The 18,382-nt window shown below is 47.1% G+C and carries 16 protein-coding genes and 1 pseudogene; 13 read left to right on the top strand and 4 right to left on the bottom strand.

Going from position 1 to position 18,382, the window contains the following annotated elements:
* Positions 1-4: 4 nt before the first annotated feature.
* The 10 genes and pseudogenes from NAZ64_RS13245 (at position 5) to NAZ64_RS13200 (ending at position 9,114) form a co-directional block, all read left to right on the top strand.
* Entirely contained in the window at positions 5-709 is a 705-nt protein-coding gene (locus tag NAZ64_RS13245; protein WP_076725957.1) for a winged helix-turn-helix transcriptional regulator, read from the top strand.
* A 429-nt stretch (positions 710-1,138) separates the two neighbouring features.
* On the top strand, positions 1,139-1,681 hold the full coding sequence (locus tag NAZ64_RS13240; protein ID WP_000743356.1) for a fimbrial protein BcfA: 543 nt from the start codon (positions 1,139-1,141) through the stop codon (positions 1,679-1,681).
* Between the two features lie 100 nt (positions 1,682-1,781).
* Positions 1,782-2,468, top strand: coding sequence for a fimbrial biogenesis chaperone BcfB (bcfB, locus tag NAZ64_RS13235; protein ID WP_000742551.1), 687 nt, complete (start codon positions 1,782-1,784; stop codon positions 2,466-2,468).
* Between the two features lie 4 nt (positions 2,469-2,472).
* Positions 2,473-5,093 (top strand): annotated as a pseudogene (gene bcfC / locus NAZ64_RS13230) (fimbrial usher BcfC).
* Positions 5,094-6,101, top strand: coding sequence for a fimbrial protein BcfD (locus tag NAZ64_RS13225; RefSeq protein WP_483640959.1), 1,008 nt, complete (start codon positions 5,094-5,096; stop codon positions 6,099-6,101).
* A complete protein-coding gene (locus NAZ64_RS13220; RefSeq protein WP_001082038.1) occupies positions 6,102-6,647 on the top strand; it encodes a fimbrial protein BcfE in 546 nt (181 codons plus the stop codon).
* Positions 6,648-6,662: 15 nt separating this feature from the next.
* Positions 6,663-7,181: a fimbrial protein BcfF gene (locus NAZ64_RS13215; RefSeq protein WP_001243228.1), complete on the top strand. Its 519-nt coding sequence runs from the start codon at positions 6,663-6,665 to the stop codon at positions 7,179-7,181.
* Positions 7,147-7,878: a fimbrial chaperone BcfG gene (gene bcfG / locus NAZ64_RS13210; protein WP_131046625.1), complete on the top strand. Its 732-nt coding sequence runs from the start codon at positions 7,147-7,149 to the stop codon at positions 7,876-7,878. Before NAZ64_RS13215 ends, bcfG begins: the two co-directional genes overlap by 35 nt.
* A gap of 64 nt (positions 7,879-7,942) precedes the next feature.
* Positions 7,943-8,788 carry a DsbA family protein gene (locus NAZ64_RS13205; RefSeq protein ID WP_000291393.1) on the top strand — a complete coding sequence of 282 codons (846 nt, stop codon included), beginning with the start codon at positions 7,943-7,945 and terminating at the stop codon, positions 8,786-8,788.
* 38 nt (positions 8,789-8,826) lie between these two features.
* Positions 8,827-9,114, top strand: coding sequence for a hypothetical protein (locus tag NAZ64_RS13200; RefSeq protein ID WP_115286373.1), 288 nt, complete (start codon positions 8,827-8,829; stop codon positions 9,112-9,114).
* A gap of 99 nt (positions 9,115-9,213) precedes the next feature.
* Here NAZ64_RS13200 and NAZ64_RS13195 read toward each other — a convergent pair whose 3' ends face one another.
* Entirely contained in the window at positions 9,214-9,663 is a 450-nt protein-coding gene (locus NAZ64_RS13195) for a winged helix-turn-helix domain-containing protein (RefSeq protein ID WP_001250363.1), read from the bottom strand.
* A gap of 369 nt (positions 9,664-10,032) precedes the next feature.
* Here NAZ64_RS13195 and NAZ64_RS13190 point away from each other — a divergent pair, with 369 nt between their 5' ends.
* Positions 10,033-11,037 carry a LysR family transcriptional regulator gene (locus NAZ64_RS13190; RefSeq protein WP_483640958.1) on the top strand — a complete coding sequence of 335 codons (1,005 nt, stop codon included), beginning with the start codon at positions 10,033-10,035 and terminating at the stop codon, positions 11,035-11,037.
* A 7-nt stretch (positions 11,038-11,044) separates the two neighbouring features.
* On the opposite strand, the gene NAZ64_RS13185 is transcribed toward NAZ64_RS13190, so the two are convergent.
* Positions 11,045-11,482, bottom strand: coding sequence for a winged helix-turn-helix domain-containing protein (locus tag NAZ64_RS13185; protein WP_220569418.1), 438 nt, complete (start codon positions 11,480-11,482; stop codon positions 11,045-11,047).
* Positions 11,483-12,004: 522 nt separating this feature from the next.
* On the opposite strand from NAZ64_RS13185, the gene NAZ64_RS13180 reads away from it, so the two are divergent.
* A complete protein-coding gene (locus NAZ64_RS13180; RefSeq protein ID WP_220569417.1) occupies positions 12,005-13,723 on the top strand; it encodes an aryl-sulfate sulfotransferase in 1,719 nt (572 codons plus the stop codon).
* 45 nt (positions 13,724-13,768) lie between these two features.
* Here NAZ64_RS13180 and NAZ64_RS13175 read toward each other — a convergent pair whose 3' ends face one another.
* Together NAZ64_RS13175 and NAZ64_RS13170 are read right to left on the bottom strand one after the other, a co-directional pair.
* Complete coding sequence (locus NAZ64_RS13175) at positions 13,769-15,340, bottom strand: bifunctional metallophosphatase/5'-nucleotidase (RefSeq protein ID WP_000262864.1); 1,572 nt, start codon at positions 15,338-15,340, stop codon at positions 13,769-13,771.
* A gap of 98 nt (positions 15,341-15,438) precedes the next feature.
* On the bottom strand, positions 15,439-16,200 hold the full coding sequence (locus tag NAZ64_RS13170; RefSeq protein WP_024797415.1) for an outer membrane protein OmpK: 762 nt from the start codon (positions 16,198-16,200) through the stop codon (positions 15,439-15,441).
* 594 nt (positions 16,201-16,794) lie between these two features.
* On the opposite strand from NAZ64_RS13170, the gene NAZ64_RS13165 reads away from it, so the two are divergent.
* Positions 16,795-18,288 carry a sulfatase family protein gene (locus NAZ64_RS13165; RefSeq protein WP_024797416.1) on the top strand — a complete coding sequence of 498 codons (1,494 nt, stop codon included), beginning with the start codon at positions 16,795-16,797 and terminating at the stop codon, positions 18,286-18,288.
* Positions 18,289-18,382: the final 94 nt, after the last annotated feature.

Raw genomic sequence — 18,382 nt, 5'->3', positions numbered from 1 at the left:
GTTAATGAAAAAAATGATGAACGACGCTTTTGCTAAAGATAATAATGAGAATTCATTACACTCTTTTCTTTTTTCTCAGCAGGCTAAACCTCACGCGGCGATTGATGCCTTATTTTCGGCCTTGTTGCCATTTGGTCAACCGTTTACGCTGGGTATCGGCGATGAGTTTTATTTACAGGCAAATGATGAACACTACATTGTATTACTGGAGTCAGGCGTTGTTTCTTTCTGTCGTGATGACAACCGACTCCATATATCTTCATCGTTTGCGCCATCGGTCGTGGGTATGGTTGACAGCTATGGCGCTACCTATAACGTCCCCGCGCGACCGGAACACTTTTTGCTCGCAGAAACGGTTTGTACCGGTAGATTTGTTCGCCTGACGGATTTTATAAAAATCGCCGATGAATGCGATTTGTGGCACGACGTGGCCCGTTGTCTGGCTTACCGTCTGATGGTGATGAGCGCGCGCGATCGTGAATTAGTCGGCGTCGATTCTTATCTGAAAGTTCGGGCGCTGCTGACTGAAATCTGGGCTTATCCACAGGACTACCGGGAAAGCATTATCGTGTTGAATTTTATTCAACGACGTACCGGGATATCGCGCAGTCGGACCATGAAGATTCTGTCTGAACTAAAAAAAGGCGGGTATATCCATATTGATAATGGGCGGCTGACGGCGCTCGGAAAACTGCCAGTGGCGTATTAATGCACTATCCGCAACGATATATTTACATATCTCGACTGAATTTGCCTGTTATCGTTAATAAAATGTTTTATTGAAAATTGTTAAGAAGATTATTTTTAAAAAGTCAATATGACTAAAGGGGATAGGCCGAACGACTGGTGTAAAGTTAAGATAAAACAACAAGTTATGCTTAGTCCTATAAAACCAAATGTCGATGATTGCAACTTGCCGTTGGCTTGCTAATAATTAATAACATCGTTATCTCATTATAACGTAAAGATTAACTCACGACGTTGAGTGGCTGTTTTATTGCTTCTGATATTTATATCAGAACAAGAAGACACTTTTTTTCGCATAAGAAAAAGTCGTGATATTGCTGTGAAGAAATATCAGCAGCCGTTTCGTTAAAAAATCTGATTACCCTCATTTTTATATTTAAAAGGAGCTTGAATGAAAAAGCCTGTACTAGCATTAATGGTCTCTGCGATTGCCTTTGGCGGAATGTTGTCCACCGCGCAAGCGGATACTACAACCGTCACTGGCGGTACGGTAAATTTTGTCGGACAGGTCGTTGACGCCGCCTGTTCTGTTTCCGCTGACTCTGTCGATCAGACCGTGACATTAGGCCAGGTTCGCGCCAGTAAATTAACCGAGGCCGGTATGGTGGCGAATCAAAAAGAAGATTTCACCATTAAACTGGAAGACTGCGATACTCAGACCAGCCAGAATGCAGCGGTGATTTTTAATGGCCAGCAGGACGCAAACCAGCCGGGGTCGCTGGCGAATACCGCTGGGGCAGGTTCGGCGACGAATGTGGCATTACAACTTTATGGACCAGATGGCCAGGCGCTGAATATCGGTGAATCGTCCAGTACTGTTACTTTGAACGATGGCGAAAACGTTATTCCGCTTAGCGTGGATTATATCGCTACCGGTACGGCGACTGCCGGTAATGTTAGTGCGACGGCGACATTTAGCATGGTTTATTCCTGATTCCTTATCGGGATTTTTTTCTCGTCTGTTGGGAGGCGAGAAAGGGGCGTTACGCGCGTCACTGCGCGTAACAAACCGACGGCATCAGGATATTACGCAGATGAAAAAAAACGTACCGATTTTCCTTCGATTATTGCTACTGCTGTCGGCGGCCGGCCTGTCGTTTGCCGCGCAGGCGGGAGGCATTGCGCTGGGCGCGACCAGGGTGATTTATCCGCAGGGAAGTAAGCAAACCTCCTTGCCGATTATTAATTCTTCTGCCAGCAATGTTTTTTTAATTCAGTCATGGGTCGCCAATGCCGATGGTTCACGCTCGACGGATTTTATCATCACGCCGCCTCTCTTTGTGATCCAGCCTAAAAAAGAAAATATATTACGCATTATGTATGTCGGGCCGTCATTACCGACCGATCGCGAAAGCGTATTTTATTTAAACAGTAAAGCGATACCCTCTGTCGATAAAAATAAGCTGACCGGCAACTCCCTGCAAATTGCGACGCAAAGCGTGATTAAGCTATTTATTCGCCCGAAAAATCTGGCGGAGGCGCCAGCTCATGCCCCGTCCACGCTTCGCTGCCGTAACGAACGCGGCCAGCTAACGATTACTAACCCTTCGCCGTACTACGTTTCGATGGTTGAACTGTACAGCGCGGGGAAAAAGCTGCCGAATACTATGGTACCGCCGAAAGGCGCGATCACTCTCCCGGCGACGCCCGGCCAGGTATCTTTGCGCACGGTAAACGATTTTGGCGCAACGACGCCAGCACGCGTTTGTCCAGCTTCATGATGTTATGCGTAATCAGCTTTTCATGACGCGATATTATTCCAGCGTAGCTAAACCCGTATTAACCCCGCTGGCGTTGGCTATCGCATTGGCGCCTGCGCCGGGGTGGGCGGAAAACTATTTCAACCCGGCATTTCTGTCTGACGACCCGTCTGCGGTGGCCGACTTATCGACCTTTTCCCGTAATGCCCAGGCGGCGGGAATGTATCGCGTTGACGTTTACCTGAACAATCGTTTCTCGCGACCAGAGACATTGCCTTCCAGGCGGTGAAAACGACGGGAAAAAGCGCGCCCACCGATGACAGCGGATTACGCGCCTGCCTGACGCCTGAAATGCTTAAAAATATGGGGGTAAACACCGGGGCGTTTCCACTGTTGGCGAAGGCGGCGGCGGGAAGTTGCCCGGATCTCGCCAGTGCGATACCGGCCGCCCGGACCCGCTTTGATTTTGCGCAGCAACGTCTCGATATTAGCATCCCGCAGGCGGCGATGGTTGCCAGCGCCAGAGGCTACATCCCACCGAAATACTGGGATGAAGGTATTAACGCGTTGCTATTGAATTACACCTTTACCGGCGCGAATAGTCAGGATCGGAGCCCAGGCGGCAGTGCGGAGAACAGCTATTTTCTTGGATTGAATAGCGGCCTTAATCTGGGGGCCTGGCGGTTACGCGACTACTCCACATGGAACGCGAATAGCGGCGATCAGAATAGCGACAGCGACTGGCAGCACATCAGTACTTATCTGGAACGTGATGTGGTCTTTTTGCAGGGAGAACTGACGGCAGGCGATAGTTATACCCCCTCCGCATTATTCGACAGCCTTCCTTTTCGCGGGCTACAACTGGCGTCTGACGACAATATGTTGCCAGACAGCATGAAGGGCTTCGCGCCGACCATTCACGGCATTGCCAGAAGCAACGCGCAAGTGACCATTCGGCAAAACGGCTACATCATCAATCAGCGCTATGTGCCGCCCGGGGCATTTACTATTAATGATCTCTATCCCACCGCCGCCAGCGGCGACTTGACTGTGGAAGTCAAAGAGTCCGACGGTTCTATTAATCGCTATAACGTGCCCTATTCCGCCGTGCCGATTCTACAACGAGAAGGGCGGCTGAAGTATGCGGCGACGGTGGCGGAGTATCGCAGCGATAGTAGTCAAAAAGAGAAGGTGAAATTCAGTCAGGCGACCTTGATATGGGGGTTACCGCATGGTTTTACGCTGTATGGCGGAACACAACTTTCCAGTCATTATCACGCGCTGGCGATCGGCAGCGGCGCAAATCTGGGCGACTGGGGCGCGGTGTCGCTGGATGTCACCCAGGCTACCAGTACGCTGGCGGATAATAACACCTACCAGGGGCAATCGCTGCGTTTCCTGTATGCCAAATCGCTTGCACAGTCAGGAACCAATTTACAGCTTATGGGCTATCGCTATTCAACCTCGGGCTTTTATACGCTGGATGATACCACGTGGAAACGGATGAGCGGCTATGACGATGACAGTCGGACTGACAGCGATAAAAGCAGGCCGGAATGGGCGGATTATTACAATCTTTATTATACCAGGAGGGGGAAAGTACAACTCGATATCAATCAACAGCTGGGCGGGTTGGGATCGCTTTTTATTACCGGCAGTCAGCAAAGTTACTGGCACACTGATGAAAAGGATTCTTTGTTGCAGGTGGGATACAGCGATACGCTGGCGGGTATTGCATGGAGCGTTTCTTACAACAATAACAAATCCGCAGGCGATGCGGAGCGCGATCAAATTTTCGCGCTGAATATCTCGGTACCGCTAAGTCAATGGCTGCAACACGATGATGAGGTCACGCGCCATCACAATGTTTACGCTACCTTTAGCACCAGTACGGACAAACAGCATAACGTTACGCAGAATGCGGGCCTTAGCGGCACACTGCTGGACGAAAACAATCTTAGTTACAACATACAACAAGGTTATCAGAATCACGGTATTGGCGAAAGCGGCGCCGCCAGCCTGGAATACGATGGGGCGAAAGGCAACGCCAACATTGGCTATAACGTTAGCGATAACGGCGATTACTGGCAGGTGAATTATGGCCTGAGCGGCGGCCTGGTGGCGCACGCGCATGGGGTGACGCTAAGCCAGCCGCTGGGCAATACCAATATTTTGATTGCCGCGCCGGGCGCAGCCAACGTCGGCGTTGTCGACCAGCCGGGTATTCATACGGACGCGCGTGGCTATGCGGTGGTGCCGTATGCGACGACATATCGCCAAAACCGTATGGCGCTGGACGTTAACGCGATGGCTGATGATGTCGATATTGATGACGCGGTGACTCGCGTTGTGCCGACCGAAGGCGCGCTGGTTCTGGCCCGCTTTAAAGCGCGAGTCGGCGCGCGTGCCCTGGTAACGCTGAATCATAACGGTAAGCCTGTACCCTTTGGCGCAACGGTGACGGTGAATGATCGCCATGCGGAGGCGATTGTTGACGAGGCCGGGGAAGTCTATCTTTCCGGGTTGTCAGCGCAAGGCATTCTGCACGTTCGCTGGGGGAACCTGCCGGATCAACAGTGTGTCGCGTCCTATCATCTCTCTTCCTCCCGTCAGATTCTGAGTCGACAACATGCGGAGTGTCATTAAATGAAAATACCTCTTTTATTTGCTCTGCTGGTGGGAAGTGTCGTATCGCAGTACGCATTCGCAGACGTGTGTAAAAACGTTAACGGTGTACCTTCCAGTATTAATTACGATTTAACGACCACTCTGACGGCAGAACAAAACCAGGTGGGAACGACGGTTCAACTGGAGAAAAGTCAGGAAGTCAATGTACAGGCGGTGTGTCCCGCCGGCGCGGCGACCTATAGCCAGACTTATCGCTCCTATGTGTCGCAATATCCGGTCGTAGAAACGAGCGGTAACTGGAAATATTTAAAGCTGGACCCGGACTATCTTGAAGGCGGAATGCGAATTGAGGATTCTGCGGTGGGCGATATCTATCCGCCGATGAACAATGTCCTGATGGGATATGATGAAAATGTGAAAGCGGGTCAACCGTTTTACGTTCGTGACTCAAATCTGGAGTTTCAGCTCAAAATTGTTAAACCGTTCGTCGGCACGGTGAATATTACTCCTAAGACTATGTTCAATGTTTATGTCATGACCGCCGCAGGCGATCCGCTGACAGATGTCGTATACAGCATTCTTTATAGTGGAACGGTGACCGTACCGCAAAGCTGCGAAATCAACGCCGGACAAACGATTCTGGTGAATTTCGGCGCATTGTACAGTGGCAATTTCAACCATGCAGGCCAAAAGCCGGAGGGGGTACGAGCGAAAAAATTTAGCGTACCGGTAAAGTGCAGCGGTCTGGATTCGCAGGTCAATTTAACGATGCGTCTTATCGCTACGCCGGATAGCCACGTTCCCCAGGCTATCGCTTCGGATAATGCGGATGTCGGCGTAGTGGTCGAAACCGATGAAGGAAACGCGCTTATCCCCAATGATGCACAGAGTGTCGCGCCTTTTATCACCGATAGCGCCGGACGCGCTAACATCACATTGCAAGCCTACCCGGTAAGTACAACAGGCGAAACGCCAGCGGAAGGGGCGTTTACCGCGCTGGCCAGCCTGCGAGTGGACTTTGACTAAATGAACAGATCACACTGCGCTCTTTTTGCCATGGGACTGATGCTGTGTCCACAAATCAATGCCAGCGCTGACGACCTCGCTTATAACCTCGAATTTACCGGCACTATTGTGGCGCAAACCTGCGACATAGATATTTCCAGCCTCAGTCAAAGTATTGATTTAGGGCAGTTTGCAGTTGGCGATTTTCCTTCGACAGGAACAACGACAAAATTTAAGCCCTTTAATATCAACCTCAAAAATTGTTCCCGAGGAATTGCCGGGGCGAAGATCTGGTTTACCGGCGAACCCGATCCGGACAATCCCGCGCTACTGGCGATAACCGATACCGGGATGGGAAGCGGAAACATGTTAGCAAGCGGGGTAGGGGTGGAAATTCTGAATGATGATCAGGATACCATCAGTATCAATAATGCCGACTCAGTGGTCTATCCGTTGAAAGCCGGACGCAACACGCTGTCTTTTTATATTCGCTATAAATCGACCCGGCCTACGGTCACGTCCGGGAACGCGACGGCGGTCATGTATTTCGATATGCAGTATGAATGAGGAGCTATCGTAATTATGCGTAACGATATCCTGTACGGCATCGGGATGCTGCTGGCGGCATCCGGCGTCCAGGCGCACGATGGCCGGGTCTATGTCTCCGGAACCATCACGGACAATACGTGTTCGCTCTCTCCAGACTCGGAAAATATTAACGTGGCGATGGGCGCGGTTTCTCAACGGCAGTTTTATCGCGCAGGCGACGGTTCCGCATGGCAACCTTTTGCTATCGATTTACAAAACTGCGGCAGCACTGCCAGCGGCGTAACGGTCAGTTTTAGCGGTGCGGGGGACAGCCGTAATACGGATTTATTGGCGCTTACCGCAGGGGAAAGCGACGCTTCAGGCATTGGGATTGCGCTTTATGATCAAAATAAAACCTTAATCCCACTGGGGCAGGAGAGTGATGTAGTGACGCTCAGTCCGGGCCAGGCGTCGGCGCATCTGCAATTTTACGCGCGTTATCTTGCCGATGGCGGCACGGTAACGCCCGGGGATGCCAATGCCTCCGCAACCTTCATTCTTGCCTATGAATAAGTTCTTTTTACGCTGCGCAATATATTGGTGCTTGCTTCCCATATCATGGGCGCAGGCTGGCGTGGTGATTGGCGGTACTCGCTTCATCTATCATGCGGACGCCCCGGCATTAAGCGTACCGGTAAGTAACCATTCAGAAGCGTCCTGGTTAATTGATACGCATATTTTACCTGGCGGCCGCTGGCCCGGAACCAAAAACGAAGGAAATATCACGCCCTTCGTGGTCACGCCGCCATTATTTATGCTTTCAGCGCGCCAGGAAAATTCAATGCGGGTGGTTTATACCGGCGAACCGCTACCCGCCGACAGGGAAAGTTTGTTTACCTTGAGTATCGCCGCTATTCCCTCCGGTAAACCGGAAGCGAACCGTGTACAAATGGCGTTTCGTTCGGCTTTAAAATTGCTCTATCGCCCTGAGGGACTCGCCGGCAATCCGCAGCAGGCCTACCGGCATCTGATCTGGTCGCTTACCCCTGATGGCGCGACGGTACGCAATCCGACACCCTATTACGTTACGCTCTTTTTATTACGTACTAACGAGCGCGCCCAGGACAACGCCGGGGTCGTGGCTCCCTTTGCAACGCGTCAAACGGACTGGTGCCGGCACACGGTTCGCTGCACTGTGCGCTGGCAAAGTATTAATGACTATGGGCGGGTAATGCCAGCGCAAACCGTGGATCTGACGCGTATTCATTAACCTATTTTTCAGGCGTCTCCCGATAGCGGGAGGCTTTCCGATCTTATCGAACGAGACTTTTATTATGTATTATCACGCGTTAAAACTTTCCCGACTGGCGATGTTGACGTTGGCAGGCGTTGCCGTATCCGCCTCGGCAATCGCCGCCGATTCTGCCCCGACGTCGCAAATTGGCCCGACGGCGGAAGCCTACATCGTCAGTCATCCGGATAAAGTGGGAGAGGTGGTGGCAACGTACTTGGCCGAACATCCGGAATTTTTGGTCGCCGCCAGCGAGACATTGCATCAGCGTCAGCAGATTGCGCAACAACAGGCATATGTTCAACTGGCATTACAGTATCGTGCTGAGTTGCTCAGTAGCAGCAGTCCTTCCGTTGGGCCCAACGAGGCAAAAGCGGCGGTGGTGATGTTCTTTGATTACCAGTGCTCGTGGTGCAGCAAAATGGCGCCAGTGGTCGAAAACCTGATTAAGGCGAACCCGGATACCCGGTTTATTTTCAAAGAGTTTCCTATTTTTTCCTCCCGCTGGCCGGTATCCGGACTGGCGGCCAGAGTCGGCGAACAGGTATGGCTTACCCAGGGCGGGGCAAAATATCTCGACTGGCATAATGCCCTGTATGCTACCGGCAAAGTGGAAGGCGCGTTAACGGAACACGATGTCTATACCCTGGCGCAACATTATCTAACGCCGACGCAGTTGGCCGCCGTAAAAGAAGCGCAAAGCAGTGGTGCAGTACATGATGCGCTCCTCACTAACCAGGCACTGGCGCAGCATATGGACTTTAGCGGCACGCCTGCTTTTGTCGTCATGCCTCAGACGCAAAACGGTGATGTAAAACGGGTGACCGTGATCCCGGGAAGCACGACTCAGGATATGTTGCAAATGGCAATTCAGAAAGCGAAGGGGTGATATTCGCTCAGAGGAGAACGTACAGGAGTGAAAGTAAAATGAAGTCTATGCGTTGCGTCATACCGGTGATTTTACTTTCCTTTATCGTTCATGAAGGGACAGCGAAACCGACCGCTCAGATTCATTTTATGGGATCGGTTGTTGAGGCAGGCTGCTGGAATGACGTGGGAACCTTAAAAATTCAATGCCATAATAAACAGGGAGTTGAACGTTATATTATTGTCGAGAATATTATCACGCCAATATCGTCTCCTCATGCAACGGTAAAACGAGATTATTTGGATGAAGATAAGCAATTAACAGTGCTACGCATTGTCTATGACTGAACCGCGTAGCAGACCGCAGATGGTGTCCCGTCAGTGTCGTGTGAGGATATTATGAAAAATGTTCTCACCTTCCCGGGACACGGTCTACAGACTTTATCTTCAGATAAACGGTGCTAAAAAGAAAAGCACGATCAATAAAAAAAGAGTGGGAATACCAATGGATATAATTTTATTACATCGATGAGTATGATATTGAATAGCTTGTGGCGGTATGTCAGCAGCGTCAATGATAAATCTTTCATCGATTTTTATCCCTTGCCTGGGGAGCGTAACAAACAGTTCGAAAAGCCCGATTTGTTGTAAATCTCGTCGCAGCAGATAAAGAAGTTGCGTCAAATTAGCATCGCTAACAAATTGACTTCGCTCTCCCCAAACTGCGTGTGAAATCATCTCCCGCGTAATCAGTTTCTTGTAGGCATTTTCAAAAAGATAGCTTAAACAACGCGCACGCATTAGCGTCACCTTTAGCACTTTTTTATCATGTAATGATATTATTTCTCTTAACGACTCATTATAAATAAATTCGTTATTGATAGTATATTGTCTCATGAATTCACTCCGTTTTGATATTCATAAGGTAAGTTTCACACTGTCAGTGTGTTCACTGGCGGTAAAGTACTCCTTACATCAGTACGGATAAGCGTAGAGAACCGCAAAGAAATAAGAGAATCATTTGTGATTAAACAGGATAACATTATGCTTTTTTACTTTTTTATAAAGTGTGCCAGATGTTTTTGATGTTTTTTATAAAATAGCATCATGTGTTTTTATTTCACACAGGCTGAAATGATATCAATAAAATTATAATTTAATAACAAACAGGTAGAGGAAATGATTTACTTATTGAAATAAGTGTGGTGCAAGGTTAATCTGCGTCTTAAATGATGGAGCCAGATTATACCAGCCAGGATAACCTATATGCGGCCAATAAAAAATGCTAAAAAAATTGACTACAATCTGATCAAAGTGTTCGATACGGTTATTACTGAAGGAAATGCAACCAGGGCGGCGAGGAAACTGGATGTCACGCCTGCGGCGATCTCTCAGGCTCTTCTTCGTTTACAAAATATTTATGGCGAAGAGTTATTTATCAGAACCCGCAAAGGATTAGTCCCGTCCAGCAAAGGTAAATCGCTTCACCAGGTCTTTCGCCAGGCAATTGAATCTATAGAAAGCACACTGTGCGATAAAACAGATGCTCAGGAGAGTAATGAACTCATTGTTCTGGGAAGTGATATCACTGAAAATTACTATTTTCCGGCATTGCTGGATATGATGTTGGTGAATCGATATATTATTAAACACTATGCGATTAAAAAAACAGGGGAATACTCGCCAGCCTCCATGCTGACGCATGGCTATGCGGATGTCATCATGGGAATTCTGGATATTAAGAGTGAGATAATCGAAAGTTATCTTATTGATAATTTATCTGATTTTGTTTGTGTTTGTGGTGAAAAAAGTCCATTGGTTGGGCTTGAAAAAATTTCTTTATATAATTTTTATGCTGCCAGACATGCTGTCTATCATTCAGATATGTTCTCTTCTTTCACCGCTGATAGCATTGATTTATTCAAGAGCAGTACGCCTTATGCGGGGCGCAGGGAAATAGGTTATTATAGTGATTCACTATTTGGAGTTATCGGTGTTGTTGAGAAAAGCGATATGGTTGCGATTTTGCCAGGAAAGATTGCTACTTATTTTAGAGATGTACGGCGTTATAATATAAAAATACTACGTATGCCTGATGAAATAATTTTTCGTACGTTACCCGTTTATGCTTATCTGGCTACAAACAGCATCCATTATAAAAATGCCAAAAAACTGATATCAACATTTCAGTCGACCTTTCTTTTTAGCCAGGAAAAGCAGCCTGACGCTTTGGTTGAAGGAAGCACATCCTTATGCGATTTGTCGGTTTAATATCAAATTATCGTATTGAATAAATAACCATTATGACCATGGTCAGTAAAGCGAAAAGTAATGCCATATATTTATACCCTTCTTTTTTTAAAGAAGAGGGATGGTTTTTATTTTCATTGCTGATAATAATGTTAGCATCAACTTTAATACCAGTTCGGGGCACCGTGGAAAAAAACTGGCTCAGGCCAAAGCCTTTAAGGTCGCGCCGCAGTAGATATAAAATCTGGGTCAGATTGGCGTCGCTGATAAATTGACTTCTTTCCCCCCAAAGTTCATTAGTGAGTTGTTTTTTATAAATGATGTCTTGTTGTGCATGATTCAGCATATATTCCAGACACTTTATGCGCATTGCGGCAATTTTTATCATCTTTCCCGTTTTTATGTTTTTTAGCTCATTGGTCTTATCATTGTAAGTGTGCGTGCTGTTAATTAAATAAATAGTCATGATGTTATTTAATGGGTTTAATTGGGGTGGCGATAATAATATGCATATTAAATTTAGGGATCAACTGGCGTGACTGTAATAGCGCCTTTTTTCCAGAGAAAATCGTATCATGTCACAAAAATGATGGTTTTTTAGAAAAGCTAAAGTTTTATTTTTAGTTACTCTAAAAATAAAATGATAGTAGTGTTAATTTTTATCAGTAGATTGATGTGCTTTGATTGATTTATTGTTGGTATAAAATAATTTGAATTACGGCGTAAGGCCTATGCCAACCATTAAAAAGGTATAGGCTATTGGTCGCAAAGCATTAATGCTACATAATTGTTATGCTTTTATAGTAGCGCCAGGGAAATAAAATCTCCGGATGATAAAGAATAGTGTTAGTCTGGGTGTTATTTTATGGATGTTTTATTTTAAATTATTAAACCGATTTCTCTTGTTGACGTAGGGTTATTTGCTAAGCAACGGGCTGGCATGTTGTATCTGCTCGTTGTCTATATCCCAATTAATCAGGAGAAACGTATGAATAAGAAAAGCTCGTCAATGGTTAACATGCCCGCACCGCGTGAGCCGATTAACCAGAAAATCGATACCAATAACGCACTGGTGTTAAACCATAACGCCATATATGAACAACGATTAGCGGAGATCACGCAATCTAATACCTGTGACAAGGCCATTGTCACCGTAAATCCCTACGGGACCGCCCCGTTGAGTCTCTATCTGGGGATTTGGATCGATGAAGCTGCCGCGCTTGAGATCAATGTTGTTGATAGCGAAGCGACGACAGAGGCAGTGCGTTATCAATATGATGTACATCCGGGCGCTAACCTTATTCCTGTGTGTGGGATGGTATCCGCGGTGAATAATCAGATTACCCTACGCCTTGCCTCGCAAATTGTCGGGCAATATACAGTAATGACAGACGCATTACCGCCCACGGATTCGGCTAACGTGAGCCTCGGTTTCCCTATTATTAGCGTCTCCTGTCCTGCGCAGCAGGCCTCGCTGATGGAGGAAGGGCTTTATTTCTCCACTTATTTTGATCGGTATAATCTGGCTTTTGATCATAACGGGATTGTCCGGTGGTATGTAAATCAGGAAATCCCTTCTTATAATTTTGTCAGAATGGATAACGGCCATTTCCTGGCGACGTCACAGGGAATAAACCATTGTCTGAATATGTATGAATTTGACATTATGGGACGGGTTTATACGGTTTATCTTCTCGACAATGAGTTCCATCACTCCATTCTTCCCATTGAGAACAATCTGGCGATTGCGCCTTCAGAATATAGCAATGGACGGCCAGACGGTTACTCAACCGGGAAAGATGGCGTTTCTATTATTAACTTATCTACCGGACTTGAAGTCGCCTATTACGATATGCTGTATGTGATGGATTATTCCAGATCGCCGCGTCCTTCCGGAAGCGCGCCAGGTCAGGACGTATCAATGGATGACTGGCTGCATATCAACCAAAGCTATATTAATGAACCCAACAATTTGCTGATCTGTTCCGGTCGACATCAGAGCGCGATTTTTGGCGTAAATGTGGATTCCGGCGAACTGCGCTTTATTATGGCGAACCATGAGGATTGGTCTGACGAATTCAGGCAATACTTATTAACCCCTGTCGATGATGATGGCGTCCCGCTGTATGATCTTACCTCGCCGGGAGAGATTGATGCGGCAGATAAGAATTTCTGGACCTGGGGGCAGCATAATATTGTTGAAATTCCAAACGATGAGCCTGGTATCCTGGAGTTTATGGTCTTTGATAATGGTAACTATCGTTCACGCGAAGATGCGAAAAGTCTGTTGCCGCTCGATAACTTCAGCCGGGTGGTGCAGTTTAAAATAAACCTAAACACGATGACCGTAACGCGTCCGTATGAATATGGTAAAACGGAAGTCGGGAACCGGGGCTATAGCAGTTTTGTGAGCGCTAAGCATTTATTGACTAATGGTCACCTGGTTATTCACTTCGGCGCGACGACGGTTGATGAGTTTGAACATACCATTACCGCGCAACCAGGTTCCAGCGATCTTGTCGATCCGGATGAAGGGCAACAGGCGTTAGGTCGACTGGTATTACAAGAAATCAATAAAGAGACGAAAGAGGTCTTATTCGAAGCGATGGTGACGTCGGGCTATTTCAAGAACGAAGAGACGAATGGCACGAATTATCGTTATGATATTTCTGCATTTCGGGTATACAAAATGCCGCTGTTTGCATAACTAAGTATGTTATGCGGCCGGTTATCGACCGCATAACATTATGGCTTATTTGCTAATATCATCCACGCGCATGGTGTGGTCAGGTTGAATATTATTAACCTGCTTCATATAGTTAACCAACGCCGGTGCGGTTTGTATCCCTATATATTTGATATTTTTACCTTTAGTGAAGGTAAATCCGCCACCACCTTTACCGATAAAGGAATCCAGCGCGACGGTATAGAGTTTATTGTCTTCTACCGGTTTGCCTTTGATATCAAATTCAACAATACGCTGGCCCAGCGGTTTGGTGCTGTCATATTTAAACTGGACGGTTTTCGATACGTGCAGCATACCGTTTTTCAGATCGGCAGCGTGTGACATGATGGATTTCAGGTCCTTACCGCTGATTTCCATGCTCATGACATCGTTGGTGAACGGATACATACTCAGCACATCACCATAGGTGATATTACCTTTAGGCAATTCGGTACGGATACCGCCAGCGTTATAGAAGGCGGCGTCGGCGCCAGGAACGGTAGCCATCAGGGCGTCGGTGATTAAGTTGCCGGTTGGCGCTGATTCACCGTAAGAACGGGTTAGCACTTCCGGAGAGTGCGCGACCACCTCATCGGTAATTTTCTTAACCTTGTTATCCCATTCGTCAATTTTGGCCTGCGTGACCGGATCTGGCTTATAAGTATCCGCATACATGGTGATCAACTTACCATTGTAGCTGTCCACTTTTTTGGTTTCCGGGTTCCAGTCAAGCACCAGTTTACCTAATTCGATGGTGTACGCATCCGTGGAAACGACAAGGGTATCGCCCACTTTAATCGGTTCTGGCGTACCTTTATGCGCATGGCCGGTAATCAGGACGTTAAGTCCATAGCCTTCCAGCGATTTCGCCATATCAACGTCGGTTTTCAGAGCGCGTGCGACATCAGCCTCGCCTGCGCTGGACTGCATACCCGGCACGCCTTCGTGGGCGAGCAGCACGGTCAGGTCAACTTTCCCTTTTAACTCTTCCAGCTGTTTTTTCACATAAGGAATCGGATCGCGGCAGTCAACGCCTTCACGCACGCCTGCGGCAATCGCTTCATAGAATGCGGAAACGCCGTGCATACCGATGACGCCGATCTTGAATCCATCTTTTTCCACGATGGTATACGGTTCTTTAATTAATGGCGTATCTGTGCCGCTGTAAAAAACATTATCCAACAATACCGGGAATTGCAATTTGCTGAGTTGTTTAACCAGATTCTCATGGCCATGGTCAAATTCATGGTTACCGACAGAGACGGCGTCGTAAGGCATGGTATTTAAAATATCAATAATAGCCTCGCCTTTGGTCAGCGTACTGATAAAAGGTCCGGTGAAATAGTCGCCAGCATCAAAGAAAAAGACATCTTTCTCTTTCGCTTTTGCATCTTTGACAATTTTCGAGATGGGCGCAAAGCCCCCTACCGGACGTGTCTTGGATACATAGGGGATAATTTCCGGGGTCACATGGGCATGTAAATCGTTTGTATAATAAATTGTGATGTCACGCGCATCGGCTGAAAAGGAAATGGCTGAAGACAAACCAATGCACAGCGACAGTAGGGATATCGAAAACTTTTTGTTCATATAAACCATCCATTTACGCTACATTAAAGAAAAACAATGCCTGTAGTCGTGTCATCCACGACTACAAACGGGGGAAATTAAGTAATATTCATCAAGTTTATTAATTATTAAAACTCGAAGCCGATCAGGTAATTCATACGGTCGCCGTAGCCGTCATACCCCAATTTATTATTGAAGTAACGGTAAGAGACGGAGGCGGTCCATCGCGGCATAAATTTCCATGTAAACGTTACCGCGCCGTTCAGGCCGGTCTTCCCACCCTGCTGTTCGGCGTAGGCATCATTACGATCCATTTCAACTTCGTTCCAGTTTGAAATGACGAACTTTTCATTAAACATATCGAAGTTATAAGCCGCGACCCAACCGAGAACATAACCGTTAAAGCCTGTCGCCTGTCCATACTTTTTAGAGGTATAATCGTTCGATAAGTTATGAACAGCGAAATAGGGCTTAATAAAGCCTGATGGGCTGGTTAAACCCAGATAACCTACCCCGTACATCATGTTTAATTCATCACCGAATTTATTCTCCATCGACATATAGAGTTTCATCATTGCGGTAAAGTTAGAGCCTTCTACCACCCTATAATGTCCCAGAAATTGGGTAACATGGTTACGGCCTTCTACCGGATGGTTGAGCACGTTCATTTCATAAAATGATGCAAATTCGCCCCTGTCAAACACGGCGCCGAAATCGGCTACCGCTTTCCACACTTCGCCGCGATCGACATTGACAAAGCCTTTATTCCAGTCGCCATATCCGAAGCTAAGTTTACCGTATACGCGTTTCAATTCCGCTGCCTGGCCATTAAAGCAAGAGAAAAGAACACATGCGGCGAGTAGACTATTAATATATTTCTTATTTTTCATGCTCAACTCCATGAGGTAAAAACACAGTGAAATGTTGTGTAAAGAAGCGAATTCTAAGGAGTGTCTTTTTATACGTAGGTGATAGATGTCTCAAAAATATCAGCGACATATAATCGTCAAATATTCATGTCAGATAATGTTGTTTATTACGCGATAACTATTTGATTTATAGTTTATGTCTCTGTTGTAAAAGTCACACCGGATAGCATGAAATTAATGAAACTTCGAATGGGGATAATTTCTCGCAAAGACAACTTACTGCCAGTAAATGAGGGTGTTAGCGTTGAAACAACAACATATATTGACATCACAATAGCGGTTCTGACACATGGGCCATATTTGAGATCTGCATCACTCGTTCGCGATTTCTTTTTTTATAGACTGCTTCAGGCGTGTTTTCTTTAGCACGAAATATATTTATGGTATTAATATTATAATGAGTGTGAATAATTTTCTACGATAAAACGATGTTAATGGAAGAAATATAAGACAAATCGAATATATATAGTGCAATTAATTCAGGCTGTATTCCGCAGCCGGGTCTATCGGCAAATATATCGTAATCAGACCGTGCGATAACTCAAAGGAGTTGAAATGAAAAGAACAGTCGTTGCCAGTATGATAGGGTTGGCGCTATGCGCTGGAAGCGTATTATCAACCGCGCAAGCGGCAACCGCAAAGCGCCCTAACTTAGTCATTATTCTGGCGGATGATTTAGGGTATGGCGATCTCGCCACCTACGGGCACCGCATCGTTAAAACACCTAACATAGACAAACTGGCGCAGGAGGGGGTGAAGTTTACCGACTATTATGCGCCAGCGCCTCTGTGTTCTCCTTCCCGCGCGGGCCTGTTAACCGGTCGTATGCCGTTCCGTACCGGAATCCGTTCCTGGATACCGGAAGGCAAGGATGTTGCGCTGGGGCGTAATGAACTGACTATCGCCAATCTGCTAAAACAGCAGGGCTACGATACGGCGATGATGGGGAAATTACACCTGAATGCGGGCGGCGATCGCACCGATCAGCCGCAGGCGAAAGACATGGGCTTTGACTATACGTTGGTTAATCCGGCGGGATTTGTCACCGATGCTACGCTGGACAACGCCAAGGAGCGCCCGCGCTATGGCGTGGTGCATCCTACGGGGTGGATTCGTAATGGCCAACATATTGGCCGCGCAGATAAGATGAGCGGCGAGTTTGTGAGCTCTGAAGTGGTGAACTGGCTGGATAATAAGAAAGACGATAATCCGTTCTTCTTATATGTCGCCTTTACCGAAGTCCATAGCCCGCTGGCGTCGCCGAAAAAATACCTTGATATGTATTCGCAGTACATGACCGATTACCAGAAACAGCATCCGGATCTGTTCTACGGCGACTGGGCAGACAAACCGTGGCGCGGCACCGGCGAATATTACGCCAATATCAGCTACATGGATGCGCAAGTCGGTAAAGTACTGGATAAAATTAAAGCGATGGGGGAAGAAGATAATACCATTGTCATCTTCACCAGTGATAACGGCCCGGTGACGCGTGAAGCGCGTAAAGTCTACGAGCTGAACCTCGCAGGCGAGACTGACGGTCTGCGCGGGCGTAAAGACAACCTGTGGGAAGGCGGCATTCGCGTACCGGCAATCATCAAATACGGTAAGCACATTCCACAGGGGATGGTAACGGACACGCCGGTATATGGTCTTGACTGGCTGCCGACGCTGGCCAACATGATGGACTTTAAACTCCCGACCGATCGTACCTACGACGGTCAGTCTTTAGTTCCGCTCCTGAAGGACAAGACCTTAAAACGCCAGAAACCGCTGATCTTCGGTATCGATATGCCGTTCCAGGACGATCCGACGGATGAGTGGGCGATCCGCGACGGCGACTGGAAGATGATCATCGATCGCCAGAATAAACCCAAATATCTCTATAACCTGAAAACCGATCGTTTCGAGACGCTCAATCAAATTGGTAAACAGCCGCAGATTGAGAAACAGCTTTACGGTAAGTTCCTGAAGTATAAAAAGGATATTGATAACGATTCGCTGATGAAAGCCCGTGGCGATAAGCCGACGCCTGTCACCTGGGGCTAATGGAATAATTATAAAAAATTAAGTATGCCACTTAGGGCGATGCCCACCTGATCCGGTCACTCTGTGCCGGATCAGGTTCTTTTATTTCAGGGAA

The organism is Salmonella sp. A1325, from assembly GCF_056991255.1.
The sequence above is the reverse complement of the archived record's forward strand: the minus strand, read 5'-3'. Positions and strand labels throughout refer to the sequence as shown.